The organism is Streptomyces sp. NPDC016845 (genome assembly GCF_044332585.1).
In the GTDB taxonomy this organism is placed as follows: Bacteria; Actinomycetota; Actinomycetes; order Streptomycetales; family Streptomycetaceae; genus Streptomyces.
In genome coordinates this window covers 29,459-52,937 of sequence record NZ_JBIRPI010000034.1, presented here as the reverse complement: position 1 = coordinate 52,937, position 23,479 = coordinate 29,459, and the positions used below count along the sequence as shown (strand labels likewise).

23 protein-coding genes are annotated in these 23,479 nt (G+C 69.5%); 11 read left to right on the top strand and 12 right to left on the bottom strand.

Annotated features, from left to right (window positions below):
- Nucleotides 1–61: 61 nt before the first annotated feature.
- Nucleotides 62–631 carry a TetR/AcrR family transcriptional regulator gene (locus ACH4RC_RS39515; RefSeq protein ID WP_398209425.1) on the top strand — a complete coding sequence of 190 codons (570 nt, stop codon included), beginning with the start codon at nucleotides 62–64 and terminating at the stop codon, nucleotides 629–631.
- Nucleotides 632–766: 135 nt separating this feature from the next.
- Here the strand turns inward: ACH4RC_RS39515 and ACH4RC_RS39510 are convergent, their stop codons facing one another.
- On the bottom strand, nucleotides 767–1,441 hold the full coding sequence (locus ACH4RC_RS39510) for an MBL fold metallo-hydrolase (protein ID WP_398209436.1): 675 nt from the start codon (nucleotides 1,439–1,441) through the stop codon (nucleotides 767–769).
- A gap of 75 nt (nucleotides 1,442–1,516) precedes the next feature.
- Between ACH4RC_RS39510 and ACH4RC_RS39505 the strand changes: the two genes are divergently transcribed.
- Complete coding sequence (locus ACH4RC_RS39505; protein ID WP_398209424.1) at nucleotides 1,517–1,942, top strand: MarR family winged helix-turn-helix transcriptional regulator; 426 nt, start codon at nucleotides 1,517–1,519, stop codon at nucleotides 1,940–1,942.
- A 433-nt stretch (nucleotides 1,943–2,375) separates the two neighbouring features.
- On the opposite strand, the gene ACH4RC_RS39500 is transcribed toward ACH4RC_RS39505, so the two are convergent.
- Nucleotides 2,376–2,777 carry a winged helix-turn-helix transcriptional regulator gene (locus ACH4RC_RS39500; RefSeq protein WP_398209422.1) on the bottom strand — a complete coding sequence of 134 codons (402 nt, stop codon included), beginning with the start codon at nucleotides 2,775–2,777 and terminating at the stop codon, nucleotides 2,376–2,378.
- A 106-nt stretch (nucleotides 2,778–2,883) separates the two neighbouring features.
- Here ACH4RC_RS39500 and ACH4RC_RS39495 point away from each other — a divergent pair, with 106 nt between their 5' ends.
- Nucleotides 2,884–3,717 carry an enoyl-CoA hydratase/isomerase family protein gene (locus ACH4RC_RS39495; protein ID WP_398209421.1) on the top strand — a complete coding sequence of 278 codons (834 nt, stop codon included), beginning with the start codon at nucleotides 2,884–2,886 and terminating at the stop codon, nucleotides 3,715–3,717.
- A 387-nt stretch (nucleotides 3,718–4,104) separates the two neighbouring features.
- On the opposite strand, the gene ACH4RC_RS39490 is transcribed toward ACH4RC_RS39495, so the two are convergent.
- The 3 genes from ACH4RC_RS39490 to ACH4RC_RS39480 all read right to left on the bottom strand — a co-directional run bounded on the left by ACH4RC_RS39490 (nucleotide 4,105) and on the right by ACH4RC_RS39480 (nucleotide 7,042).
- Entirely contained in the window at nucleotides 4,105–4,995 is an 891-nt protein-coding gene (locus ACH4RC_RS39490; protein WP_398209419.1) for an NmrA/HSCARG family protein, read from the bottom strand.
- A gap of 84 nt (nucleotides 4,996–5,079) precedes the next feature.
- On the bottom strand, nucleotides 5,080–5,520 hold the full coding sequence (locus ACH4RC_RS39485) for a MarR family winged helix-turn-helix transcriptional regulator (protein ID WP_398209417.1): 441 nt from the start codon (nucleotides 5,518–5,520) through the stop codon (nucleotides 5,080–5,082).
- Nucleotides 5,521–6,100: 580 nt separating this feature from the next.
- On the bottom strand, nucleotides 6,101–7,042 hold the full coding sequence (locus ACH4RC_RS39480; RefSeq protein ID WP_398209416.1) for a helix-turn-helix domain-containing protein: 942 nt from the start codon (nucleotides 7,040–7,042) through the stop codon (nucleotides 6,101–6,103).
- A gap of 141 nt (nucleotides 7,043–7,183) precedes the next feature.
- Here ACH4RC_RS39480 and ACH4RC_RS39475 point away from each other — a divergent pair, with 141 nt between their 5' ends.
- Complete coding sequence (locus ACH4RC_RS39475) at nucleotides 7,184–7,909, top strand: SDR family NAD(P)-dependent oxidoreductase (protein ID WP_398209414.1); 726 nt, start codon at nucleotides 7,184–7,186, stop codon at nucleotides 7,907–7,909.
- Between the two features lie 587 nt (nucleotides 7,910–8,496).
- Here ACH4RC_RS39475 and ACH4RC_RS39470 read toward each other — a convergent pair.
- Entirely contained in the window at nucleotides 8,497–10,407 is a 1,911-nt protein-coding gene (locus ACH4RC_RS39470; protein ID WP_398209412.1) for an SMI1/KNR4 family protein, read from the bottom strand.
- Between the two features lie 157 nt (nucleotides 10,408–10,564).
- On the opposite strand from ACH4RC_RS39470, the gene ACH4RC_RS39465 reads away from it, so the two are divergent.
- The 5 genes from ACH4RC_RS39465 to ACH4RC_RS39445 all read left to right on the top strand — a co-directional run bounded on the left by ACH4RC_RS39465 (nucleotide 10,565) and on the right by ACH4RC_RS39445 (nucleotide 14,040).
- Complete coding sequence (locus ACH4RC_RS39465) at nucleotides 10,565–10,777, top strand: hypothetical protein (protein ID WP_398209410.1); 213 nt, start codon at nucleotides 10,565–10,567, stop codon at nucleotides 10,775–10,777.
- 167 nt (nucleotides 10,778–10,944) lie between these two features.
- Nucleotides 10,945–11,115 carry a hypothetical protein gene (locus ACH4RC_RS39460; protein WP_398209409.1) on the top strand — a complete coding sequence of 57 codons (171 nt, stop codon included), beginning with the start codon at nucleotides 10,945–10,947 and terminating at the stop codon, nucleotides 11,113–11,115.
- A 266-nt stretch (nucleotides 11,116–11,381) separates the two neighbouring features.
- Nucleotides 11,382–12,218, top strand: coding sequence for a lysostaphin resistance A-like protein (locus ACH4RC_RS39455; RefSeq protein WP_398209407.1), 837 nt, complete (start codon nucleotides 11,382–11,384; stop codon nucleotides 12,216–12,218).
- Nucleotides 12,215–13,384 carry a sensor histidine kinase gene (locus ACH4RC_RS39450; protein WP_398209405.1) on the top strand — a complete coding sequence of 390 codons (1,170 nt, stop codon included), beginning with the start codon at nucleotides 12,215–12,217 and terminating at the stop codon, nucleotides 13,382–13,384. Before ACH4RC_RS39455 ends, ACH4RC_RS39450 begins: the two co-directional genes overlap by 4 nt.
- Nucleotides 13,381–14,040 carry a response regulator gene (locus tag ACH4RC_RS39445; RefSeq protein WP_398209403.1) on the top strand — a complete coding sequence of 220 codons (660 nt, stop codon included), beginning with the start codon at nucleotides 13,381–13,383 and terminating at the stop codon, nucleotides 14,038–14,040. The genes ACH4RC_RS39450 and ACH4RC_RS39445 overlap by 4 nt, the downstream gene beginning before the upstream one ends.
- A gap of 461 nt (nucleotides 14,041–14,501) precedes the next feature.
- On the opposite strand, the gene ACH4RC_RS39440 is transcribed toward ACH4RC_RS39445, so the two are convergent.
- Complete coding sequence (locus tag ACH4RC_RS39440) at nucleotides 14,502–15,395, bottom strand: LysR family transcriptional regulator (RefSeq protein ID WP_398209402.1); 894 nt, start codon at nucleotides 15,393–15,395, stop codon at nucleotides 14,502–14,504.
- A gap of 111 nt (nucleotides 15,396–15,506) precedes the next feature.
- On the opposite strand from ACH4RC_RS39440, the gene ACH4RC_RS39435 reads away from it, so the two are divergent.
- The gene (locus ACH4RC_RS39435; protein ID WP_398209400.1) at nucleotides 15,507–16,595 is read left to right on the top strand and encodes an alcohol dehydrogenase catalytic domain-containing protein; all 1,089 of its coding nucleotides are present in this window, start codon (nucleotides 15,507–15,509) and stop codon (nucleotides 16,593–16,595) included.
- A 301-nt stretch (nucleotides 16,596–16,896) separates the two neighbouring features.
- Here the strand turns inward: ACH4RC_RS39435 and ACH4RC_RS39430 are convergent, their stop codons facing one another.
- The 5 genes from ACH4RC_RS39430 to ACH4RC_RS39410 form a co-directional block, all read right to left on the bottom strand.
- On the bottom strand, nucleotides 16,897–18,090 hold the full coding sequence (locus ACH4RC_RS39430; RefSeq protein ID WP_398209399.1) for an ABC transporter permease: 1,194 nt from the start codon (nucleotides 18,088–18,090) through the stop codon (nucleotides 16,897–16,899).
- Nucleotides 18,091–18,197: 107 nt separating this feature from the next.
- A complete protein-coding gene (locus tag ACH4RC_RS39425) occupies nucleotides 18,198–19,025 on the bottom strand; it encodes an ATP-binding cassette domain-containing protein (RefSeq protein WP_398209397.1) in 828 nt (275 codons plus the stop codon).
- The gene (locus ACH4RC_RS39420) at nucleotides 19,022–20,515 is read right to left on the bottom strand and encodes a peptidoglycan-binding protein (RefSeq protein WP_398209396.1); all 1,494 of its coding nucleotides are present in this window, start codon (nucleotides 20,513–20,515) and stop codon (nucleotides 19,022–19,024) included. Before ACH4RC_RS39420 ends, ACH4RC_RS39425 begins: the two co-directional genes overlap by 4 nt.
- The gene (locus ACH4RC_RS39415; RefSeq protein WP_398209395.1) at nucleotides 20,512–21,399 is read right to left on the bottom strand and encodes a hypothetical protein; all 888 of its coding nucleotides are present in this window, start codon (nucleotides 21,397–21,399) and stop codon (nucleotides 20,512–20,514) included. Before ACH4RC_RS39415 ends, ACH4RC_RS39420 begins: the two co-directional genes overlap by 4 nt.
- Nucleotides 21,400–21,614: 215 nt before the next feature.
- Nucleotides 21,615–22,511 (bottom strand): DUF3152 domain-containing protein, encoded by an 897-nt coding sequence (locus ACH4RC_RS39410; RefSeq protein WP_398209394.1) that lies wholly within the window; start codon nucleotides 22,509–22,511, stop codon nucleotides 21,615–21,617.
- Between the two features lie 207 nt (nucleotides 22,512–22,718).
- Here ACH4RC_RS39410 and ACH4RC_RS39405 point away from each other — a divergent pair, with 207 nt between their 5' ends.
- The gene (locus tag ACH4RC_RS39405; protein WP_398209393.1) at nucleotides 22,719–23,405 is read left to right on the top strand and encodes a response regulator; all 687 of its coding nucleotides are present in this window, start codon (nucleotides 22,719–22,721) and stop codon (nucleotides 23,403–23,405) included.
- Nucleotides 23,406–23,479 lie beyond the last annotated feature (74 nt).

Here is a 23,479-nt window from a genome sequence, read left to right as displayed (position 1 = left end):
GACTAGATTGCAGTCGACCGCCAAACTTGTCAACGCCTAGATTCTGCGTAACCTGCTGACCATGACCTCCGAACGCGCCTACCACCACGGAGACCTGCGCCGGGCCGTGCTCACCGCAGCCCTCGACGTCATCGCCACCGAAGGACCGGCGGCCCTGTCCCTGCGCGACCTGGCCCGCCGCGCGGGCGTCTCTCACGCCGCGCCCGCACACCACTTCAAGGACCGCGCGGGCCTTCTCACCGCCATCGCGGCCGAGGGCTACGGCCTGCTGTCCGCCACCCTCGGCGAAGCGGACGGCCTGCGTGACCTGGGCGTCCGGTATGTACGCTTCGCCACCGCGCACCCGGCGCACTTTCAGATCATGTTCCGCCCGGAACTTCTGCGGCCGGACGCCCCGGAGCTCCTCACGGCGCGCGAGCGGACGAGGAGTCAGCTCCGCACGGCGGTGGAGGGCTACGGCGACGACCCGGCCATCGGGTTCATGGCGGCCTGGTCGATGGCCCACGGCTTCGCGACACTGCTGCTCTCCCACAACATGGACGGCCCGCTGGACGGGCGGGACCCCGAAGAGACCTTCCGGGCGCTGGCGGACGAGATGTTCCAGCCTGCCGAGAACACCGCAGCAGACTGACCCGTGACCGCGGGGCGGTTCATGGAGACGTTCATGCAGCAGCCGGGACGGCTACTGCAACTGGCGTGAATCGACAGCGCCTACCAGGGGCCGACACTGCCGAAGGCGTTCGCCCGTCAGGTGACGGCGAAGGCATCACGGGTGGCGCCTGGCGCACTCACGACGGTGACCGCCGATCGCGATGGAGGCGCCCGTGGACAGGCGGCGGTAAGGGGCCCCGATGCCGGGGCCGTTGTCGCCCAGGAAGCCGCCGGCCATGGCAGTGCCGATGTCGTTGAGGGCGCCGTCGTGGATGGCGTAAGTCTGTCGCGGCGACACCTCCCGCACGTAGTCGATGAGCTGTCCGGTCGTGGACCAGGGCCCGTGCACAGGGAGCAGAAGGGTGTCGACGGCGGCGTCCGGGACGGTCAGGGCGTCTCCTGGGTGGAACAGGGCGTCGTCGACGAGGAAGCCGATGTTCGCGACGCGCGGGATGTCGGGGTGAAGGGGAGCGTGCCAAGTCCCGTGGACCTTGACGTCGAAGCCGGCTGCGTTGAAGGCCTCCCCGTCACCGAGGGCGGTGACCCGAGTGCCGAGACCGTCAAGGAGCCTGGCGACGGAGGTGTTGGTCCAGATCCTGAGCGCCGGGTTGCTTCGAGCGGCTTCGCGGAGCGTCTCCTCGGAGAAGTGGTCGAAGTGTTCGTGGGTGATCAGGACGTCATCGACGTCGTCCAGTGCGTGCGGCTCGGTCAGTCCGCCGGGGTCGATGACCAGGCGGCGGCCTTCCTTCTCGATACGAACGCAGGCATGGCCGAACTTCGTGAGGTGTATGGACATCTCTCGCCTTTCCAAAACTCTACAACTTGGTTGTGCAACTAGGTTACACACCTCACGTAGGATGGAGACATGGACGACGACGCGCTGGCTGAAGATCTTCGACAGGTGATCGGTGAACTGGTCCGTGCCGTGCGGGCCGCGGACGCGATGCCCGCCGGGGAGGCCGCTCTCCTCGGCCACCTCGACCGGGACGGCCCGCACACCACCGCCGACCTCGCCCACCTGCGCAGCGTGAGCCACCAGGCGGCCGCCAAAACCGTGAAAGAAGTCCTCGGCAAAGGCCTGGTCCGCACCGAACCTCATCCGACCGACGGCCGCAAGCTCCTGTTGCACATCACCGACGCCGGCCGCGTCCGCCTCCGGCGGGAACGCGCACGGCGCGCCGACTGGCTCAACACCGCCATGCGCGACGCGCTCACCTCCGACGAGCAGCGGCAACTTCGGCAGTGCGTCCCGCTGCTGGCCCGCCTGACCACCCGCATCACCGGACAGTGACAGGACGGCGGCAGACAGCGTCAGCCAGTGGCGCAGCGGCTCATGAACGGCCCCGCGGCGCCCGTACCGTGATCATCCGACTCCATGGCGGCTCAGCGGGCGGGGCCCGCAGCGTCCACGGCCGTCCCCGCCCTCTTCGCGGCGATCACCGCGGCCGTATGCCGGCCTTCGACCGTGAGGCTGTACGTACGGGCGTACTCACCGGTCGCGACCGCCTCGTTCGCGGATGCTCCACGGCATGACGCATACGGCGGTCGGGGCACGGACAGACTTCGGGCCCCGGCCACCGTATCGTTCACCGGCTCGCCTACGGCATCCCATGTGCGCCGACCGGTCCGCAGGGCGCGTTCGCCCGCCCCGGACACACGTAACTGCCGGTCGAAACCCCGGGCGCCTCTCAGCGCAGTTGACCTCCCCCATCCGGGACCCCGGCTCAGCCGAGCTGAGCGTCAGCCCTGGTGTCGTACGCCCGCTGGCACTTCTGGATCTCTCCGCTGTGCTCGACAGTCCAGTCGTAGAGCCGGCCGAACGGCTCGCGCAGGGACTCGCCCAGGGGTGTGAGCGAGTACTCGACACCGACCGGTGAGGTCGGCAGAACCGTGCGCTTAATCATGCCGTTGCGCTCAAGACGGCGCAGTGTCTGGGTGAGGACACGTTGTGTGATGCCCTCCAGATTTCGCTTCAGTTCATTGAACCGGGTGGGCCGCTCCAGCAGCGCCATCACCATCATCGACCACTTGTCCGCTATCTGGTCAAGGATCGGTCGGCTGGGGCAGTCCGCCCGGAAACCCGTCCGTGTTTCGGCGCCAACGCCGCGCACATCGGTGTCCTTCATGATCCTAGGTGCTCCCCAAGTGCCTTCTTGACCATCGGAGTTACGCGCCCGACGGTAGGTATGCATAGCAAACCTACATGCCCACCGGTAACCAACGGAGCGCCTCATGACGAACGATGTCTATTCGACCCTGCGTGTGAGCGGCGAGAACGGCGTCACCCGGATCGTCCTCGACAATCCCCCGGTGAACGCGCTCGGAACGACGATGATGCGTGAGCTGCGTTCTGTGCTGACGAACCTCAAGGAGGACTCTTCCGCCCGCGTGGTCGTCTTCTCGAGCGCCGATCCGGAATTCTTCATCGCTCACGTGGACATGCGCGTCGGCGAGGAGAGGGACACCCTCCAGGAACTCGCCGTATCCGCGCCGGCGGACGTCAACGTGTTCCAGGCGATCGGTGAACTGATCCGCCATCAGCCACAGGTGACCATCGTGAAGCTCGCCGGCAAGGCGCGCGGGGGCGGGGCGGAATTCGTGGCCGCGGCGGACATGGCGTTCGCCGCCGTAGAGACCGCTGGACTAGGTCAGATCGAAGCGCTCATGGGCATCGTCCCCGGCGGAGGCGGAACCCAGTACCTCCGAGACCGTGTGGGTCGCAACCGCGCACTGGAGGTGATCCTGACCGCCGACTTGTTCGACGCCGAGACCGCTGCGTCCTATGGCTGGATCAACCGAGCCCTGCCGGCCGACGAGCTCGACGAATACGTCGACCGTGTCGCCCGTAACATCGCCGCGCTGCCCGACGGTATCATCGAAGCAGCCAAGCACTCACTGCCCGCCGACGACTTCACGGAAGGGCTTCAGCGTGAGAACGACGCCTGGGCTTCTACCCTCAGTCTGCCGGCCGCCCAGCGCCTGATGCGCGAAGGCCTGCAAGAGGGGGCCCAGACACCGGCCGGCGAACGCGACCTCGAGGGACTGATGCGCAGCGTCGCGCGCTGAATGCCGGACGCTCACATGACATCCCGTTGAACGGCTCGACGCGACTGGAGAACAGAGAACGAGGCGATCGTGACAGGGGACGGCGAAGCGCCATGTGTGTATGTCGAGCCCCTCACCGACACCTCACTGGTCGAGGCCGCGTGGATCGCCACCCCGCCGTTGCGCTCCGCGCCGATGTAGGCCTTTTGGTTGGCGGCCCGGGGCATGCTGGACGTGGATCTTTGCCTCGCCGTCGACCAGCGGTCTCTCGACAACCAGTGTGACGGCGTCGGCCTCCGGCACGCCCCGGGAGCTTCGTGACTACTTCAACCGTGGGCGGATGCGTTGCCGTGCCCGGAGCGCCGGGACCGTGGGCCCGATCGCGGGGCTTTCATCACGGCCGGAGGCTCAGGAACCAGCCACGTCTGTGGGCGCGGTCCAGCCGGTAGTTCGGATCCACTCGACCAGGTCCAGGGTGGCCGGCTCGATCGAGCGCACCACCGCGAGGTCCGAAGGGGTTGCCACCGCCTTCGCGAACTCGCGGAACATCGCTTTGTCGAGGTCGGTGGGAAGCACGCTCAACGGGAGGACCTCGTACCGGGCCGGCAGCCCGGCGCGCGCGCCGAACGCCGCGGCGATCTGGGGACCCGTCAGCTCGTCGCCGACGAGCTCGACGGCTCCGCCGGGCGCCTCCGCGGTGTCGAGCAGGAGCGCGGCCGCGACCCGGCCGATGTCCTTGACCGAGATCATCTTCAGGGCGACATCCTGCGGGAGCGGCAGCCTCAGCACGATCTCTCCATGCTCCAGGCTCGGTGCCATCACACTCGCGAAGTTCTCCATGAAGGCGGTCGCGCGAACCATCGTGGCCCTGAGGCCCGACTTCCTCAGGTACTCCTCGATCGAGTGCTTCGAATCGTGGTGCGGCACACCCGACTCCCGGTCCGCTCCGAAGACCGAGTTGAACACGACGTGCGGGACGCCCGCCTCGACCGCCGCGTCGACGAGCGCGGTACCGATGTGGATCTCCGCCTCGACCTCTTCGAGGCTGTTCGCCTCCGGGGTCATGAAGTAGAACCCCTCGACCGTCGCCAGCGCGGCGGCCAGCGACGCCGGGTCGTCGGCCCGGATGGCCACCAGCTCGACGCCGCGGGCGGCCAGCGCCTGAGCCCGGCCGGACTGCGGGTCGCGGACCAGAGCCCGCACCCGCGCCTTGTGGTCCAGCAGTGCGTCGACCACCGCCCCGCCCTGTTGCCCCGTCGCGCCGAAGACTGCGATCGTGCCGGTCGTCTGTGTGCGCATCTCTGCCACCCCTTCGTTAGTTCATGGCGTGAACGAAATTAGTTCACGGCATGAACTTCGTCAAGGGGCGGCTGTAGTGGCACCTCACGGTGTGACGGGTTGGTTCGAAGTGGGCGAAGAGAGGTCCGAGGTGTCCACGATGGCGGTGGCCACGCGCTCGAAGTCGCGCTGGTCGTCGACGTCGAGGTTCCTCGCGATCTCGGGCAGGCGCTTGGCGACCTCGGCGTAAATGGCCTCGGCGAGCACCTTCCCCGTGGGCGTCGCACTGAGCATGACGACCCGTCGGTCCTGCGCCGAGCTTGCCCGGCCGACCAACTCGCGCCGCGCGGTGCGATCGACCAGCTGGCTCAGTGCGTTCTTGGTCATACCCAACGACGCGGCGAGGTCAGCCATCCGCCGCGGCTCGTTCCTGACTGCGCAGAGCAGCGTGGCCTGCGAGGGGGTCAGGTCGAACCCGGCGGCAATCTGCGCGTACTTGCGTTGAATCACAACCGACAGCCAAAACAGCTTGTCGCCATAGTCCACGCCGACCTCCCCGGTCCGATCACGAACGATCAGCCTACTCGTCGCGGGCCGGCAGACCACGCCACTCACCAGGAGATGCACACTTCTGCGAGACCGGCCTGGCACTCCTGTCCCAACCACGTTGATCGACTGACCTTGTCCCTTCACCCTCAGTATCCGGCAAAGGTCATCGACATCCTCCACTGGCCCCCGCAGCGGACGGACCGGAACCAATGAGACGGATCACGTACGGATCAGATCCGGTGAGAAGAGACCAGCTCAGCCAAGAACCCACACACGGAGGTTGGCCACGACACCTCACGGTGTCAGCCCGCCGACCTCAGGCCCTCGCCCGCACCCCCGACACCGACGACCCTCACCGCACCCCCGACACCGCCCCCCACCGCACCCTCGAAGCCGCCGGTCACCTCCGCGCCCCGCGACGGCAGCGACGAGGACGCGCCCCGGAGACCACCCGCGGCGGAACCGTCGTCGCCGCAGCTCTGTCTGCTGGTGGTGTGCCTGGTGGTGTGCCTGGTGGTGTGCCTCGGCTGACCCGGGCGTCCCTGCCGTGAGCGGTGGCGGCAACGGCCCCGCACAGCTATGTGGCATCCGTTTCACGAGCAGCCGTCGCGGCGTAGTCGGTCGGGGTCCGGCCGTAGTGCTTGCGGAAGGCGCGGGCGAAGTGGCCGCTGTCGGCGAACTGCCAGCGGGCGGCTATCTCCGTGACGGTCATGCGCCGGTGCGGTGCGACGAGCTCGCGGCATGCCTCCTCAAGGCGGCGGCGCCGGATGTAAGTGCTCAGCGGCCGGCCCTCCCTGGCGAAGGCCCGTTGGAGGGTACGCGGGGACACGTTCAGCTCCCGGGCGAGAGCCGAGGGGGACAGAGCGGGGTCGGTGAGCCGGCGGTCGGCCAGGTCCCGCGCGGCTTGGGCCAGGGCCGGCGACAACAGGGGCTCCACGTCGTCCAGGCCACCCCCGGCGGCGGCCCGGGCCAGCTCGGCCAGGGTGCCGCGGGCGGCGTCGACCCCTGCCGGCCCGAGACGGTCCAGCATCCGGCCCACCATGGCGGCGTGCGCCGTCAGCAGCCGCACCTCGGCGGTGTCGGCCGGACCGGAGGCCGGCCCGCCCCGTCCGGGCCGCACCTCGGCGGCGGGCAGGACGAGTACCTGCACGACGGTGTGGGGCGCCGCGGAGAAGTGGGACAGCCTTCCCGTCTGTACCAGCAGGCGACCGGCCGGTGCCGTGTGCTCGGCTCCTCCCGGTTCCTCGAACCGCCAACTCCCCCGGTGGACGATCCACAGGCGTACGTGATCGTCGGCCCCGACCCGTCGGCCCGCCGTCCGCAGGGCGGTCGCGGTCTCGAAGCGGTTGAACATCATGTCCCGCACCCGGAACCCGCGGGACCGCGCCGAGAAGCCGGACACGGTCGTCCGGCGGAAGGGCGCCAGCGCGAAGGTCTCGCCCATCCGGCTCCGCCACTCGTGCGCGAAGTCGCTGAAGGCGTTCGCGCCGCTCACGTCTGCCGAGAAAGTGCCGCTCATCGTTGTCGCGAATCTCCTGTTCGGGCTGACGCGCCGGTCCGAGACGCCGAAACCACACGCGTCCTACCGTTGTTCCGGAATGGATCGAAGACCCGACATCTGCAGTCCGGAATGTCGATACAAGGGTAACGAGGTGGCGAATTGAGCACGCTCGCGATCGTGGGCGCAGGCCCGCAACTGGGGCGCGAGATCGGCCGGCGGTTCGCCGCCGAGGGGGTCGACGTGGCGCTGATCGCCCGCAACCGTACGACGCTGCAGGCGGTGGCCGCCGAACTGTCCGCCACGGGCGTGCGGGCCGAGGCGTTCCCCGCCGACGTGACCGACCGTCCCGCTCTGCACGCGGCGCTCACCGCCGCAGAGGAGCGGCTGGGACCGATCGACATACTCGAGTACTCACCCGCGCCCTCCCCGGCAGACCTGCGCCGGGCTCCACTGGTCGAGGCCACGAAGGTCACCGTCGACTCGGTTCTGGCCCAGCTGGACCTCTATCTGCTCGGGGGCGTGGCAGCGGTGCAGCACGTCCTGCCCGGCATGCTGGAGCGCGGCACGGGGACGATCCTGGTCAGCAGCGGGGCGGGGTCGGGGCCGGTGATCGCCCCGCACGTGGCGAACGTCCAGATCGCCACCGGCGGGATGCGCAACTGGATCCTCAACCTGCACGCGGCGCTTGCCGGCACCGGCGTCTACGCCGCGCACGTGGCCATCGCCGCCTTCATCGGCCAAGGAGGCCACGACTCCCAGCCGCAGACGATCGCCGACGCCTACTGGCGGCTGCACACCGAACGCACCGAAGCCGAGCTGGTCATCCAGGACCTGCCGGACGACTACCTGGAACGGGGTTTGGCGGACAAGTTCGTCGAGCTCTGAGCCGTCGGCGGGGAGCGTTCGCACCGCCGTGTCCTGGCGTTCTCCCCTGTGGCCGTCGACCCGCTCGACACGATGGCGCCAGCCACCGTCGGCGCCATGATCCGTGACGGCTACGGCGGCCCCGACACCTGCCACGCCCTGTAGTGCGCTGCCGCGTGCCGAGCTCACCGGCATGTCGGTCCTGCTCACCGAAGACGAGGACCGCTACCCGCCGGGCGTGGTCACCGTCGACGTCAACTCCCCCGGCATGCTCGGCTGCCACTGAGGCGCCGCTCGTCTCAGCTGAACGCGGGGCCGTTCTCCGGTCCGGTCCGGTCCGGTCCGGCCGGCCCCGTTGCCACCCGCCGCGAGGCGGAAGCGGGGGTCGGCCCTTTCTCTGCCTGTGTCCTGGCGCTGGTCTGCGTCTGCGCGTTCGCATGCTGGGCAAGCAGACGGCTCCAAGACGCCGCGTGGTGCCCGTGGCGCCACGCCGGGGCCCTGCCCTGCGGGAAGGGGTGCCGCTGCGCCCTGCTGCCCGGCTGTCGGCCCCTGCCGCCGGCGTGCGGCCAGAGCCAAAGACGCTCGCGCGGTTCCTGGCCCTCACTGCCTCAGTTCCGGAGGCGACCGATGCTCACGTAAGCGAAACTTTCGCCCGCGCGGGGTGCCCGGGTCCAGGACCGGGTCACGAGCATGGGAAGGCTGCCCTGGGACAGGGCGAAACAGGGCAGCGAAAGGCCCAGTTCGCTGTGGAGGGCCCGCAGCATACGAGTCTCTTTGTCGAGTGGTGAATCCAGCGGGTCGAGAATCTGCGCCGGGTCCAAAGCCGCGGGTATCGCGCCGGACCTCTCGATCTCACCGCCTCGCACCGTGAACGCATAGAGTTCCGCGCCCCGTTCGGCCACCGAGACATGAAACGCGGCCGGCCGGTCGCCGTGGTGCCACTGCCGCTCGCGCCACACCACCACGGCGCGGCCCGATGCGGAAGCGGCCGCGGCGGGCGACCGGAACAGGGTGCTGATCTCCCTGGAGGAGTGGCCGTCGAAGGCGAAGGCCCACCCCTGGGTACAGCGGCCGACCATGACCGAGGCCCGGTCCTCCCACAATTCGCCGCCCTCGCGCTCGTGATCCTGCGGCAGTTGCCGGTGCGCCCTCGTCGCGTGGACGGGCGCGCTCAAGGCGGCGCCCTCCTCGCCGATCAGGTCAGGCAACGTGGCAGGGTCGGTGCCCTCGACCCAGATACAACGGTAGGCATCGAACGGCCGTCCGTAGACCCCGGTCGTCGTCAGCCATGTCAGGCCCGGCGGATCCAGGTCTGGTACCGGCTCGGGAGCGGGACCGGGCTCACCGGCGCGGGGCGTCGCGAGGATCTCCCGCCCGCGCTCCGGGGTGATCAGCGGTCCGAGGACCGGATCGGCGAGCAGCCCGAGCGGGGCGAGCAGCAGGGGTCCGGACGGCTCCCACAGCGCAAGGCTCTCCCTCAGCAGCCGCCATGCGGCGTCGGTCGCTCCCCAGTGAGCCGCCTCCCGGGCCTCGGCCACGGCTTGGCCCCACGTACCGGGCGGCGCGTAGTGGTACGTGCCGTCACGCATGGTGCGCAGCAGGTTCTCGGCGACTTCCCGGTCGACCCCACGGGCGGCCATCATCCCCAGCCAGTGGTCGTCCCCGCCCAGGCGCCATGCGCCAGAGGCCGGTTCGCTCGCCATGACCGGCAAGAGTTCGGGCAGATAGAGCGGGTCGGCCACCAGAAGGCCGTAGTCCCGGTAGGTGTGAGGGGCCGCGAGCTGCTCCAACTGGTTCAGCAGCAGTGCGGCGTGCGGCCGCCCGAAGGACCGTGCCTCTTCGAGCAGGGGTGCGGCCTCCTCGTGCCGTCCGCTCAGGGCGAGAAGACGGGCTTTCTCGACCTGGGCGTCCTGGGTGCGCGTGGTCGCGTTCTCGAAGTCGGCGCGCTCCGTACGGTCGGCGTGGAAGCCGCGGTACATGGCTTCCATGTATGCCCGGAACGACGGGTAGCGGTCGGGGTACTCACCGCTCCAGCCCTTGTAGACGTAGAACGCCCACTCGCCGTTCTCGTCGCGGTCGCCCGGGTCCAGCAGGGCGAGCGTCATGTCGGAATCCGTCTCCAGGCGCAGGGACCGCCGCCACATGCCGGCGAGCAGAACCTCCCGCTCGGTCGGGTCGTCGCCCAGACTCTCCTCGTACACCTCGCTCAGCCCGAACGGGTCCCCGGACCAGTCGATGTCCGCGACGCCGCCGAGCTGATACACACCGGCGGTCTGCTCCACGCGCCATCCGTCGCTCACGGCGAGGAACTCCCGGTACGAGGGCGGCAACCGCTGACCGAGGCGCTGCTCCAGCGCGGTGATCGCCGCCTCGTCCGCCCCCGGGCTGCCCAGCGAAACGACGCGCGGGCCGCCGCCCTCCTCGCCATCCTGGTCCTCATACTCGTCATCGGCGGACGGAACCCACTCCTCCTGCCAACGGCCGAGAAACAGGTGCCAATCGAAAACCCCATCGCTCATAACCGTGATCATGTCAGCCGCCACTGACAACAGAACAAGGCCACCGCCTGGCCCCGGAAAGCCTCTCTTTCCACGGCGCCGACGCCACCCGGGAAGAGGTGTCGCCGACGCAGGACGAAGGTGCGCCGGGCCGGGCGCTTGCTGGAGTGAGAGACTCATGACAGCAATCGAGCCTGATCACAAGAGCGGCGGCCAGTGGCGCGTGGACGACCGCGACGTACGCAAGGCCGTGCAGGCGCTGCAGCACGCGACCTGGGACACGGACAATCTGATCGACGCGGAACTGCTGACTGCCCAGGATTTCGCTGTTCGCCCGCGACCTGGAAAACGGCACCGCCAAGCTGGTGGCCACCCAGTCCGTGAGCCGTAGTCGCTGGCTGGCCACGAAACCGGCCCTGACCGCGCTGGTGGTCACGGTGAGCACGGTCGCGCTGTCGGCCGCGTTCGGCTGGTGGTGGAACCTCTACAAGTCCGAGGTCACGGCCACGGAGTGGATCCCCGAAGGCACCTTGAGGCACCTTCGACAACACGGGCCCCGTGCCCGTGGCCCTCACCCTCTTCTCCGTCTTCGGCGGCGCGGCGATCGGCGTGATGCTGCGCCGCACGCTGACGGCCATGGTGATCACCCTTGTGGAAGTCATCGGGCATCTCAACGACACAGGAGAGTCTGCGGGGGCGTTGCGGGTGCGAGTCTCGCCTTCTCGCTGACGGCGTACGTGAGAAGGCGGTTCCGGCAGATCTCACGGGGCTTGCCTGCGGCGGCGGGAACATCACGGGAGGGGGCTTACACGTCCTCGTCGGTTTCGGTGCCGTGCGGGTGCAGCCCGTTCCTCTTCCACCACCGGGACAGACTTTGTCCCCCGTGCGAGCTACAGCCAGGTGTCCACCGTCGGGTGACGATCTTCGGCCGCCGGATCTCTAGCGTTCGGTGCAGCCCGCGACACGACGGTCGCGGCCCCGGCTGAGAGGTTCCCGTGAGGTTTTTCTGGCAGTTCCTGACCGTCATGGTGATGTACGCCCTGAGCGGCAGCGTGATCAACGCGGTCAAGGACGACGACTGGTTGACGCTCGTTCTCGGCGTCACGCTCGCGGCACTGACCGTCCTCGTCTACGGGTGGGTGGTACGGCGAACCGAGCACCGGCCCGCCCTGGACGTGGCCCGGGAAGGCGCCGCGGCCAAGGCGGGCCGGGGCATCCTGATCGGCACCGCGATGTTCGCGGCCGTCATCGTGAACCTCTACACCTCCGGGCACTACGACGTCGACGGCCTGAACTCGGTGACCGGCGCGCTGGGACTGCTCGGTTTCATGGCCGGCGCCGCGGCGACCGAGGAAGTGGTGTACCGCGGCGTGCTCTTCCGGATCATCGAGGAGCGCGCCGGCACCTATCTGGCCCTGGCGTTGACGGGGCTGGTGTTCGGCCTCTCGCACCTGCTCAATGAGCACGCGACGCTGTGGGGTGCCATCGCCATCGCGATCGAGGCTGGTTTCATGCTCGCCGCCGCGTACGCTGCCACGCGCAGCCTGTGGCTGACGATCGGCGTGCACTTCGGCTGGAACTTCGCCGCCGCCGGCATCTTCAGTACCGAGGTTTCCGGTAACGGCACCAGCCAGGGGCTCCTGGATACCTCGACGTCGGGCCCCGAGCTGCTCACCGGCGGTAGCTTCGGGCCGGAAGGCAGTGTGTACGCGGTGGGCTTCGGGGCGTTGCTGACTCTTGTGTTCCTGTGGCTGGCCCACCGGCGCCGCACCATCGTGCCCCTGGGTGGCCGGCGAGCCACGCGGGCCGCCGCCGCTACACTGCCCAGGTGATTGATCGTCGAGGTGTGACGCGGCTGTGGCACCGACTCGATGTCACCATGCGGGATCTCCCGCTCGGGATACTGCTCCTGGTGGTGTCGTCCGTGCCGGCGCTGCACGGCAGCGGCAACGGCACACAGATCGGTGATCTGCCGACCCGTCCCGCCGATGCCCTGGCCGGTGTGGCGGTTGTCCTGCAGTGCCTTCCGCTCGCCGTGCGCCGCCGGTGGCCGCTCGTCTGTCTCACTCTGGTGTCGTGCGGCTTCGCCCTCGACCAGGTGCGCGGTTACCACCTCGTCGCGGGGACCGCGCTGCCCCTCGCGCTGCTGAGCGCCGGGGCGTATCTGAAGCGCTACCGCCGCCCCACGGCGGTCTCCTTGTCCGTGGCGTTCGCGGTTCTGGCGGTCGTGCTGCACCAGCGCGGGCCCGGCGAACCGGCGTCCGAGTTCGTGACGTTCTATCTGGTGCTGGCTCTCGCATGGGGCGTCGGCGCGTGGTTGCGCTCCGTCCGTGCGGCGGAGGTCGAACGTCGCAGCCGCGTCGCCGAGGACGCACGGACCGCCGAACGCACCCGGATCGCGGCCGAGTTGCACGATGTGGTGACCCATCATGTGACGGCGATGGTCGTGCAGTGTGAGGCGGCCCGGTATCTGACCGACGCGCCCGACCGTCTTGATGAGACCCTCATCGCCGTCAGCGACACCGGCCGGCGGGCCATCACTGATCTACGGCACCTGCTCGACCTGCTCAACCCCGATCACGGCACCCGCAATGGCGGTGAGGACAGGACGCCTCCGGTCGGCCGGGTGCTCACGCTCGTCGAACGGACGCGACTGGCCGGACAGCCGGTGGAGTTCACCGAGGAGGGCACGCCGGCGGCCTCGACCGGCAGCGCCGACCTGGTGGCCTACCGGGTGGTGCAGGAGACCCTGACGAACGCGCTGAAGCACGACCACGGCAGCCGGACCACGGTCCTGGTGCGCCATCACGAAACGGAGATCACCGTGGAGGTCGCTACCGACGGCTCCGGATCGCAAGCCGGATCCGCCGGCGGCGGGCGCGGGCTCGAGGGCCTGCGCGAACGGGTCGACGTCCTGGGAGGCGACTTCAGCGCGGGCCCCGGAGCCGACGGGGGCTTCCTCGTCAGGGCGCGGATACCGGCGGGAAATGCGGCATGAGCACGCCCGTCCGGGTCCTGGTCTGCGACGACCAGATACTGATCCGTACCGGATTGGCGACCATCATCGACGCGCAGCCGGATCTGGCCGTGGCGGGCGAGTGCGGAGACGGCCACGCCGCGGTGGAACTGGCCGGCCAACTGCGCCCGGACGTCGTGGTGATGGACGTGCGCATGCCGGTCCTCGACGGCATCGAGGCCACCCGTCTGCTGGCCGGCGCCGGCGTCGAGCATCCCGTGAAAGTGCTCGTGGTCACCACCTTCAACCTGGACGAGTACGTCTACGAGGCGTTGCGGGCCGGAGCCAGCGGCTTCCTGCTCAAGGACGCACCGCCGGACCGGCTGCTGAACGGGATCAGGACCGTGGCCGCCGGCTCGGCGCTGTTGGACCCCGAGGTGACGCGGCGACTCGTGGGCCGCTACGCCGCCCGTATCCGCCCCACCCAGGACAGCACAGCAGACCTCCCGCTCACCCCCCGTGAGCTCCAGGTATTGCGCCTCATCGCGGACGGGCTGTCCAACAGCGAAATCGCCGCGACGCTCGTCATCAGCCACGAGACCGTCAAGACCTTCGTGTCCCGCATCCTCACCAAGCTGAACCTGCGCGACCGCGTGCAAGCCGTCGTCTATGCCTACCGGCACGGCCTGGTGACCTGAGCCGCAGCCCAGATGCCCGGTGCGACCACCCGTCCAGCGCTTCCGGGGCCGTCTGCGGCCGGGGGCCAACTCCGATGCTCTACACGGCCGCCGTGCCGGTCAGCCCAGCAGCAATCCGGGAACCGGCCGAACTCACCACAACGTCTACGGACAGACTCAAGCCGGATATAGCGCCGACCTGGCCGGACAGTACTACCCGTGATCTGCCGGCCCCGTTCTCAGCTTGCGCGGAGCGTCCGGATCCGCCCGCAGGATCTCGTCGATCACCGGTTTGTAAGGAGCTTCGGCTTCGGCCGTCCAGCGGGAGGTGATCACGTACACATCCGTAGCGGAGAACAGTTCATTGAGGATGATGTTGTAGCGCTCCAGGACGACGGCGTGCTCACGCTCGCTCTCCCGCGTACCGCTTCGACCTCGGCAGGCTGTGAGGGGGAGCGATCGTGCGCGGCGTCGGCGGCGGTTCAGGCGGTCGAAGTGATCGCTCGGGTGACGGCCGTGATCGCCGGGGAGGGGTCGCCGGGGAGGCGTGCCACGAGCACCCGGCGGATCTCGGGGGGTGCACCGTCGACGCGCAGCAGGCTCACCCCGGGCGGCAGCACCGGTGAGAGCGGGGACGGCACCGTCGTCACACCGAAGCCGCCGGCGACCAGCTGGAGCTTGGTCAGCCAGTCGCGCGCGGAGTGGCTGACGCGAGGCCGTCCGGGCAGACCGGGCCAGACGCCGAGCAGCGGCTCGGAGTTCGATGACGGGGTCGCGATCCACGCGGCGTCGACCAGCTCGTCGACGTGCACCGTGGTGCGTCCTGCGAACTCGCCGGTCGACGGCACCGCCACGACCAGTTCGGTGTCCGCGACGGTCTCGACGTGCAGGCGCGGTGATTCGCCGTCGAAGGGCCGGTGAGGTGGGCGGGACGTGAGCACGGCGAGGTCGAGCGAGCCCGCGCGCAGCGCCCGGATCAGGGCGGGCGTGGTGCCCTCGCGGGTGGTGACCGTGATCTGCGGGCCGGCCGCCGCGAGGTGGGCGAGTGCGGCGGGCAGGATCGCCGCGCCCGCGCTCGCGACTGCCCCGAGCCGTACCAGTTCGGTCCGCGGGACGCTGCCGGTGAGCTCACGCTCGGCCGCTGCGAGCGAGGCCAGGACCGTGTGGGCGTGCCGCAGCAGGGTCAGGCCGGAAGGGGTGAGCCGTACCCCGTCCGGGCGGCGTTCGAACAGGGTGGTGCCCACGCTGCGTTCGAGGGCGGCGGCCTGGCGTGAGACGGCCGACTGCGTGTAGCCGAGTCGGGCAGCTGCCGCGGTGAAGCTGCCGGACTCGGCGATCTGCCGCAGGACCCGCAGTCCCGCACTGGAGATGTCCATGCGGCCTACGCATACCACGGATGCCAGATCTTCGCTTCCCGCATGCTTGCCCAGCTCCTAGTGTCGATTCCGCAGGCTCCCACAGCCACGGACAAACATGGAGGTCATCACATGCGAGCAGCAGTTCTGACGCAGTTCGGCGCCCCGCTCACGGTGCGGGAGGTACCCGACCCCGAGGCCGGGGGCGGTGAGGTGGTGGTCGAGGTCCTCGCCGCCAGCGTGGCGCCCTATGCGGCCGAGGTCTTCAGCGGCAAGCGGAAGTACCCCCTCGTCCCTCCTGTCGTGCCCGGTGTCGGCGCGGTGGGGCGGATCGTCCACGTCGGCCCGGACGCCACCCGGCTGCGCGTCGGCGACCTGGTGTGGTGCGACTCGACGGTGCGCTCGCGGGACGATGCCCTGACGCCCGACATCACGCTCCAGGGCTGGAGCTCGCGCGGCGAGGGCGGCGCACGGCTCGCCGAGTACCTGCACGACGGTGCGTTCGCCGAGCTCATGCGGGTTCCGACGGAGAACGTCTTCCCGCTGCCCACCGAGGCAGGGGACGATCCGGCCCGCTGGGCCGCACTCACCGTGCACACCATCTCCTACGGCGGGCTGCTGGCAGGCGGGCTCGCGGCCGGCGAGACCCTGCTCGTCAGCGGGGCCACGGGCAACCTGGGCAGCAGCGCGGTCGCGGTCGCGCTCGCGATGGGAGCGGGCCGCGTCATCGCCCCGGGCCGCAACCAGGCCGCGCTCGACCTCCTCGCCGACCGGTTCGGTCCGCGGCTGCGCCCGGTGCGGCTGACCGGGGACGAGGCCGCCGACCGAGCGGCGATGTCCGCGGCGGCCGACGGCCCGATCGACATGGTGATCGACATGCTGCCGCCGAGCGCACCCAGTTCGGCGTCGCGCGCGGCGGCCATGACCGTGCGCGAGTACGGCCGCGTCGTCCTCATGGGCGGCGTCGGCATGCTCGGCGGCGACGACCTCGCACTCCCGTACCCATGGATCATGCGCAACTCGGTCACCGTGCGCGGGCAGTGGATGTACCCGCGTACAGCCAATGTCGGCATCATCCGGCTCCTCGCCTCGGGCACTCTGGATCTCGTCCCCGAACGAGTCCGCTCGTTCGGCCTCGATGCCGTCAACGACGCCATCGCGTACGCCGCCGCGCACGGTGGCCCGTTCGACCGCAGCAGCCTCACCCCATCGGCCAGCTGACAAGGGCCCGCCGATATCCCCAGGGGTGCCGGGTGTGTGGCAAGACGCTCTGCCGCTTGTGGCTTTCAGTGATCGGCCGTCCGTCGCCGCACCTCTCCCCGACCTCTGCCCGTGCCGTCGTCGGTCTTGTCGAACAGGACGGTGCCGTCCCGGTCGAAGAGCCCGGTCGAAGAACCCGGTCGAAGAACCCGGTCGAAGAACCCGGTCGAAGAGCCGGGTCGCTCGGCGGCGCTCCAGGACGGTTCCGCGGAACTCGTCCATCAGGCCGGCCGCTGTGGGGCAGGTCGGTCATTGTGGCCGACTACGAGCGCAAGGCGTCGACCGGTTCCATGCGGGAGGCCCGCAGTGACGGGTAGAGGCCGGCCAAGAGTCCTACCAGGGCTCCTGCGACCGGCGCTCCGAGCGCCAGGCGGACGTCCAGGACCGGGGTCCAGTCCTTGACAGCGGAGACGGTCACCACCACGACCATGCCCAGGGCGGCGCCCACGACGCCGCCGAGAAGTCCGATCGTCGTCGATTCCACCAGGAACTGGCCGGCGACCTGGCGCCGCGAGGCGCCGAGGGCGCGGCGCAGTCCGATCTCCCCGACCCGCTCCATGACCGTCACCAGCGTCACATTGGCGATACCGATGGCTCCGACCACCAGCGAGACCAGGCCGAGAACCAGGAACAGGCCGTTGACGTCACCCTGCACACCCTTGCGGGCCCTGGTCGGGTCGGTCGGTGCCGTCACGGTCAGAGAGGCCTCGGCTCCGGGGGCCAGCGCGATCGGTGCCTGGCGGGCGACCTGGTTGGCCGCGCCGAGCGAGGTGTTGATCAGTACCCGGGTCACGGTTCCAAGGCCCATCCGGTCCGCGGCCGTGGTGGGCGGCAGGATCATCGCGGTGGCGAGCTGCTGTTCCCGCTCCACTCCGCCGAGTATCCCGATCACCGTGTACGCCTGCCCCTTCAGGAAGACCGCGGGAGAGTCCTCGACCGAGCTGATACCCAGCAGTCGTGCCGCCTGGTCGCCGAGGACCGCCACCCGGTCGTGCCGGGCGATGTCCCCGTCGTCGAAGAAGCGCCCGGCGGTCAGTTCGCCGCGTACCGCGGCCGGCAGCGCGGGGGAAGCGGCGACGACCGCCATGGTCTGGCCACTGACCTCGCCGGGGGCGACCACATCGTTGGAGCGCACCTCGACACTCGCGGTCTCCTTCGAGTCGGCGAGCGCCGCCACCGACTCGACCCCGGCCAGCCGGCGTACGGCGTCGACACCCGGCCAGTCCACGAGCGGGCCGGAGTCGGCCGACGCCGCGGAGGGCACCCCCACCGTGACCGAGGTGGCGGTGAGGGCGTCGAACCGGCCCACGATCTGGTTGCCCGCCGTGGACGATATCCCGATGGTGATGACCAGGGTGGTGATGCCCAGAACGGTGCCCAGCGTGGTCAACGCGGAGCGCATCGGGCGCGCGAGCACCCCCGCCAGCGCCTCGGACCACAGGTCCCTGAAGTCCATCCAAGGGCGCTCGACGATCGCTTCGGCCCGTGCCGCGTCCACAGGTGCCGCAGCTTGTGGGTCGTGAACTTGTGGGACGTGAGCTTGCGGAACGTGCGTCCGGGTCCTCATCGGTGCTCCTCGGCAAGCTGTCCGTCGCTGATCCGCACTCGCTTGTCGGCCCGTCTGCTGACCGCCTCCTCGTGCGTGATCACCACCAGAGTCATTCCCTGAGAGCCGAGTTGACCGAAGAGGTCCAGCACCGACTCGGTGTTCTCGCTGTCGAGGTTGCCGGTGGGCTCGTCGCAGAGCAGCAGGGCCGGCTCGCTCATCAGCGCCCGGGCGATCGCCACACGCTGTCTCTCACCGCCGGAGAGCCGGTCCGGCCGGAAGCCGGACCGGTGTTCCAGACCCACCCGTTCCAGCGCCTGCTCCGCCCTGGCACGGCGGTTCGCACGGCCGCGCCCGGGGCGCGGCCGACGGTAGGTCTCAGCCAGCATGACGTTCTCGTCCACGGTCCGGTACGGCAGCAGGTGGAAGGACTGGAAGACGAAGCCGATCCGGCTGCCGCGCAACGAGGTGCGCTCCAGGTCGCCGAGCGCGTTGGTCTCCACCCCGTCGAGCCAGTAGGCGCCCGAGGTGGGCCGGTCGAGCAGCCCCAGGGTGTTGAGCAGCGTCGACTTACCGGAACCGGACGGGCCGACGATCGACAGGTGCTCGCCGCGCCGCACGGTCAGATGCACGTCGCGCAGGGCGTGCACCGGCGGTTCGGAGTCGAAAGTCCGGCATACGGAGTTCAGTTGGATGACGATGTCGGCATCGGGCGGACCGGAGAAAGACGGACCAGAGAACGGCGGACCGGAGAAAGACGGACCGGAGAAGGACGGGTCGGAGAAGGACGGGTCGGAGAAGGACGGATCGGAGAAGGACGGATCGGAGAACGGCGCACCGGTCATCGCCCGACCACCACATGGTCGCCGGCCTTCAAGGCGGCACCGGAGGAGGGGGTGACCTCCACCTGACCGTCCGCGGAGAGCCCGGCCTCGACGGATACGTTCACCACCTTGCCGCCGCGCACGACCTGCACCCGGGCTTTGTCGTCGGCGGAGGTGCGCAGCGCGGCGACAGGCACGGTCAGCACCCTGCCGTTTGACGAGCCCACCTCTATGGTGACCTTCGCGGACTCGGTGGCGTTCTTGGTCAGCTTCCCCGCAGGCACGGAGACCAGCACCGGCACGGGGGCCGAGGCGTCGTCGCTCCCGCCGTCCGAGCTCTTCTCCTGTGTGCCGGCGTCGGCCGGAACGTCCTTCGGCACGTCGTCGCCGAGCGCCAGCACTTTTCCGTCCACCTTCGTGCCGTCGCTGGTCTCCACCCGCGCCCGCATGCTGTTGTGGAGCAGCTTGGCGTCCTCGGCCGGGACCACGGCCTTGACCACGACTGTGGAGCTGGTCACCGTGGCGACCGGCCCGGTGGGGGTGTCTCCGGTCTTCACGGACACCTTGTCCAGCCGGGCCGGGAGTTCTGGCAGGAAGACCACCTCGCCGGCGGGGACCTTGGTTCCGTAACCGGCCTGGAAGACGGAGAGCGCGGCATTGGCCGCGTCCAACTGCTGCTGCGCCGACTTGAGTTGCAGCTTCGTGGAGCCCACCTCGGTGCCCGAGGCGTCTTTGGAGCCGCTGCCGGTTTCCTCGGAGTCGCCGCCCGGGTTCTGTGCCGCGAGGAGAGCCTGCTGCGCGGTGGTCACCGCCGCTTCGAGCGTCCCCAGCTGCTGCTTGTCGGCGACGGTGGGTTCCATGGCGCCGTATCCCCTGCTCTTGTACCAGCGGCTCACCGCAGCGGCGTCCGTCTGCCCGTACGTCCCGTTGGCCGAACCGGGGGCGAAACCCAACCGGACCAGCGCCTGCTGAAGCTGCCTGACATCGTCCCCGGAGGCGCCGGGGCCCAGTGTGCGGTACATCGGCACGGTGCCCCGCAGCACCAGCACCGGCCGCCCGCTCACCTGCATCAGCACGGAACCCTCCCGCACCTCGGCCCCGGCGACCGGTGCCTTGGTGACCCGCTGGGCGACGCCGTCGCCGGCTCCCGAATCGCCGGAACCGGACCCGGAGTCCGGAGAGCCGACGAGCCCGGCCAGGGTGACGCTCTGCGGCGATGAGAACTCCACCGAGCCCTGGGCCACCACGCTCGCAGTCAGCGAGCGCCGCTCGACCGTGACGGTGACCGGTCCGGCCTTCGGTGGCTGGTGCGCGGCGGCGGCATCGGCGGGCGACTGCATCTGCGATCCGGCGAACCAACCGCCCGCTCCGACCAGCGCCACCACCACGATGACGACTGTCAGTTGTCCGGGACGGGTGCCGATCAGCTTGCGGAGTTGTTCGGGTCGGCTGCCGACCGGCGTGGAGTGCTGAGCGGCATGGGTGCCGACCGGCTTGGGTCGCTGCCTCACCCGGCACCGCCACCGCTGGCCGGGGCCTTCAGGAACTTCGGGAAATAGGCGGCCCGGAACTCCTTGCCGCATTCCAGGTCCCGCATCGCCAGCTCGATGTCCTTGGTGAGCAGCGGGAGCGCCTCCTCCTTGCTCAGGGACTTCTGGGTGCTCCCGTCCTCCTGGACCGCGGCGACGCCACCGGCGCCGGCCGGAGCGGACTTGAGCGCCTGGAGTTTGACCATCTCCCCGATGCCGGTGGGCTGCGTGGTCGTGACGGAGATGCCTTCCTTCTTCAGACACGAGGCGTACGACTGCGCCAGCGCGACCAGCTTCGTATCCCCGTTGAGCGCCTGCGCGTTGGCCTGATTCTGGCTCTCGGTCGTAGTGCTCCGCTCCTGGACCGGCTCGGAGCCGTAGACGGACTTGTCGGCCTCTCCCTGACAGCCGGTCGATTTCTTCTCTCCGGACTTCGGGTCGGGAGGAGAGCCCAACGCCTTGTTGTACGCGGTCTTCTGCGCCGGAGTGAGTGTGTTCACGTAGTCCGCGTTGGGCGTGTCGTCCGCGTCCTGCCGGGCGGCCGTACTGGCGTCGTTGGGGTAGACGATGCCCGCATAGAGGCCGAATCCGTACTTCTGCCGGTACTTCTTCGTCAGCGTGTAGTCCGCGCCGTCGGTGGCCCAGGAGGCGGTGAGACTCTCGGGGGCCACGGGGGTGTAGGTGAATCCCTGCTTCTTCATGCAAGCCGCGATCGCGTTCTCCAAGAGGTACTGCTTTTTGAGATCGGCGTTCGCGTCGGCGGGGATGTCGAGTTGTCCCGACTTCCCGGCCGTGGTCTTCTCTGCGTCCGCCGAGGGGGGCTTCGAGCCGGTGCCGCAAGCCGCCAGCAGCGGCAGGAGGCTCACCGCAATGGCCAGTCTCAGGACAGTGCGGGATCGAGTCATGTACTTCCATCCGATCGAGAGAGGGTTGTCGCCCGAGGGCGCGGGAGAACGCGGAGTTCACAGTGGCGTCGGCAGTTCATGGCCATGGGTTCAGCACATGACCGAGCTGTAACGGTTCTCGCCGTGGAGACCGGCACTGGCTCCGGTACCGGCTCCGGCATGAACACCGGCACCGGTCATACGGGTGGTCCGGTGACGAAGTCACCGTTCTTGTCGTAGGGCCAGGCGTTGGCGACGCATCCCTGAAGGCCCTTGATCTGCTGCATCATCACGGGTGCCAGTTGTCCGGCGCCCGCGCAGGTCACGTGCGAGTAGCCGAGGAAGTGCCCCATCTCATGGTTGATGATCAGCGCCCGGTAGTCATGGATCGGCCCGTCGAAGGTGGGCGAACCCTTGACCCAGCGCTTGAGGTTCACCACCACCCCTCCGGGAACCTCGCAGTTGTACTCGCCTCCGGTGTCCTGCTGGATGCCCGCCCAGCACAGGGCGTCCGCCGTTCCCGGTGTCGCTATCCGCACCGTGAGGTCGTGCGGCGCTCCCGCGCTCACCAGCTGGAACGCGTGGTCCGGGTCGCGGGTCCATCCCCGCGGAGCGGCAAGGATCCCGGCGATCTCCTTCGCCGCCTGGGACGCCGAGACATCGAGGCCGGTCTCGACCTCCACGACGTAGCGCAACGGGCGGGAACCGCTGCCCACCGTCGCGCCACTGGCCTTCGCGGTGACGAACGTCCCGCTGCCCGTCGCGGGGACGTCGATCTCGGTCCGGCTCGGGGTGGGTGTGGGTGTGGGTGTAGGTGTAGGTGTGGGTGTGGGTGTAGGAGCCGGGCCGGGAGTGCGGGTGACGTGCGTGCTTCGCGGACGCGGTGCGCTCGACGCATCGCTCCGCCCTCCGGACAGGAAATACGTCGCTGAACCCAGTAGGCCGACGGTCACCAGTGTGCCGACCAGCAGGCTCCGCCCTCGTCGGCGCGAACGTCCCCGGCGATGGGAGGACCGGCGCCGACGGCCTCCATGGTGAACGTCCGCGGTTCTGCCCACAGGGGGTGCGGATTGTCGCTGTCGTGCCGAGTGCATGGCAGCTCAAACTGGTCGATTCAGATGATCGCCATGAGCCCGGATCATCTCGAAAAGGTAACGGTGCACGGCCTCTCCGGCATCCGCCGCGCCGATCGGACCGGACCGCCCGGACCTCCCCGGCCCGTTGTGATCGTTACGTAACGGCCTGCGGAGAGGGGCCCCTCTCACGACAGTCACGTCATCGGATCTGCTTACACTTTCGAAATGTCACGGGTCCTGATTGTCGAAGATGACCAAGATGTCCGCACGGCCGTCCAACTGGGACTGCAGCATCAGGGACACGAGGTCCGCGCCGTGGGAACAGGCGAAGAGGGACTGGAACAGCTACACCCCTTCCGGCCGGAGGTCGTCATACTCGACCTCATGCTGCCCCGGATCTCCGGCCTGGACGTGTGCCGCCGCATCAGGGACAGCGACCAGGTACCGATCATCATGGTGACCGCCCGGGGTGACGACATCGATGTCGTCGTGGGGCTGGAAGCCGGTGCGGACGACTACGTGGTCAAGCCCGTGCGGGCCCGGGTGCTCGACGCACGGATACGGGCCGTACTGCGCAGACAGGACGCGTCGGTACCGGACGGCACCCGGCCGCGGGCGGAGACACACGGCGAACTGGTCCTCGACCGGGCCGGGCTCGTGGTGACGCACCGCGGCGAACCCGTCGCCCTCGCCCCCTCCGAACTACGGCTGCTGCTGACCCTGTCGGCCTCTCCCGGCCAGGTGTTCAGCCGCCAGCAACTGCTGGAAGTGGTCTGGGAACACAGCTACCACGGCGACATACGGCTCGTGGACGCCTGCGTGAAGCGACTGCGCAACAAGCTCGGCGAGGGCAGGAAACCTCGCTATGTGCAGACCGTACGCGGATTCGGTTACCGCTTCGGCACCTCATGAGCGGCCGGCCTTCCGCGCGGACGCAGACATCCGCGCGAACGCAAGCATCCGCGCGAACGCGGACCTCCGGGCCC

Coding starts and splice junctions, on each gene's coding strand:
- ACH4RC_RS39440 (WP_398209402.1), bottom strand. CDS start 15,395: ATGGACATCTCCAGTGCGGGACTGCGGGTCCTGCGGCAGATCGCCGAG.
- ACH4RC_RS39470 (WP_398209412.1), bottom strand. CDS start 10,407: ATGAGCGATGGGGTTTTCGATTGGCACCTGTTTCTCGGCCGTTGGCAG.
- ACH4RC_RS39445 (WP_398209403.1), top strand. CDS start 13,381: ATGAGCACGCCCGTCCGGGTCCTGGTCTGCGACGACCAGATACTGATC.
- ACH4RC_RS39480 (WP_398209416.1), bottom strand. CDS start 7,042: ATGAGCGGCACTTTCTCGGCAGACGTGAGCGGCGCGAACGCCTTCAGC.
- ACH4RC_RS39430 (WP_398209399.1), bottom strand. CDS start 18,090: ATGGACTTCAGGGACCTGTGGTCCGAGGCGCTGGCGGGGGTGCTCGCG.
- ACH4RC_RS39405 (WP_398209393.1), top strand. CDS start 22,719: ATGTCACGGGTCCTGATTGTCGAAGATGACCAAGATGTCCGCACGGCC.
- ACH4RC_RS39500 (WP_398209422.1), bottom strand. CDS start 2,777: ATGAAGGACACCGATGTGCGCGGCGTTGGCGCCGAAACACGGACGGGT.
- ACH4RC_RS39425 (WP_398209397.1), bottom strand. CDS start 19,025: ATGACCGGTGCGCCGTTCTCCGATCCGTCCTTCTCCGATCCGTCCTTC.
- ACH4RC_RS39515 (WP_398209425.1), top strand. CDS start 62: ATGACCTCCGAACGCGCCTACCACCACGGAGACCTGCGCCGGGCCGTG.
- ACH4RC_RS39490 (WP_398209419.1), bottom strand. CDS start 4,995: ATGCGCACACAGACGACCGGCACGATCGCAGTCTTCGGCGCGACGGGG.
- ACH4RC_RS39505 (WP_398209424.1), top strand. CDS start 1,517: ATGGACGACGACGCGCTGGCTGAAGATCTTCGACAGGTGATCGGTGAA.
- ACH4RC_RS39465 (WP_398209410.1), top strand. CDS start 10,565: ATGACAGCAATCGAGCCTGATCACAAGAGCGGCGGCCAGTGGCGCGTG.
- ACH4RC_RS39435 (WP_398209400.1), top strand. CDS start 15,507: ATGCGAGCAGCAGTTCTGACGCAGTTCGGCGCCCCGCTCACGGTGCGG.
- ACH4RC_RS39495 (WP_398209421.1), top strand. CDS start 2,884: ATGACGAACGATGTCTATTCGACCCTGCGTGTGAGCGGCGAGAACGGC.
- ACH4RC_RS39410 (WP_398209394.1), bottom strand. CDS start 22,511: ATGCACTCGGCACGACAGCGACAATCCGCACCCCCTGTGGGCAGAACC.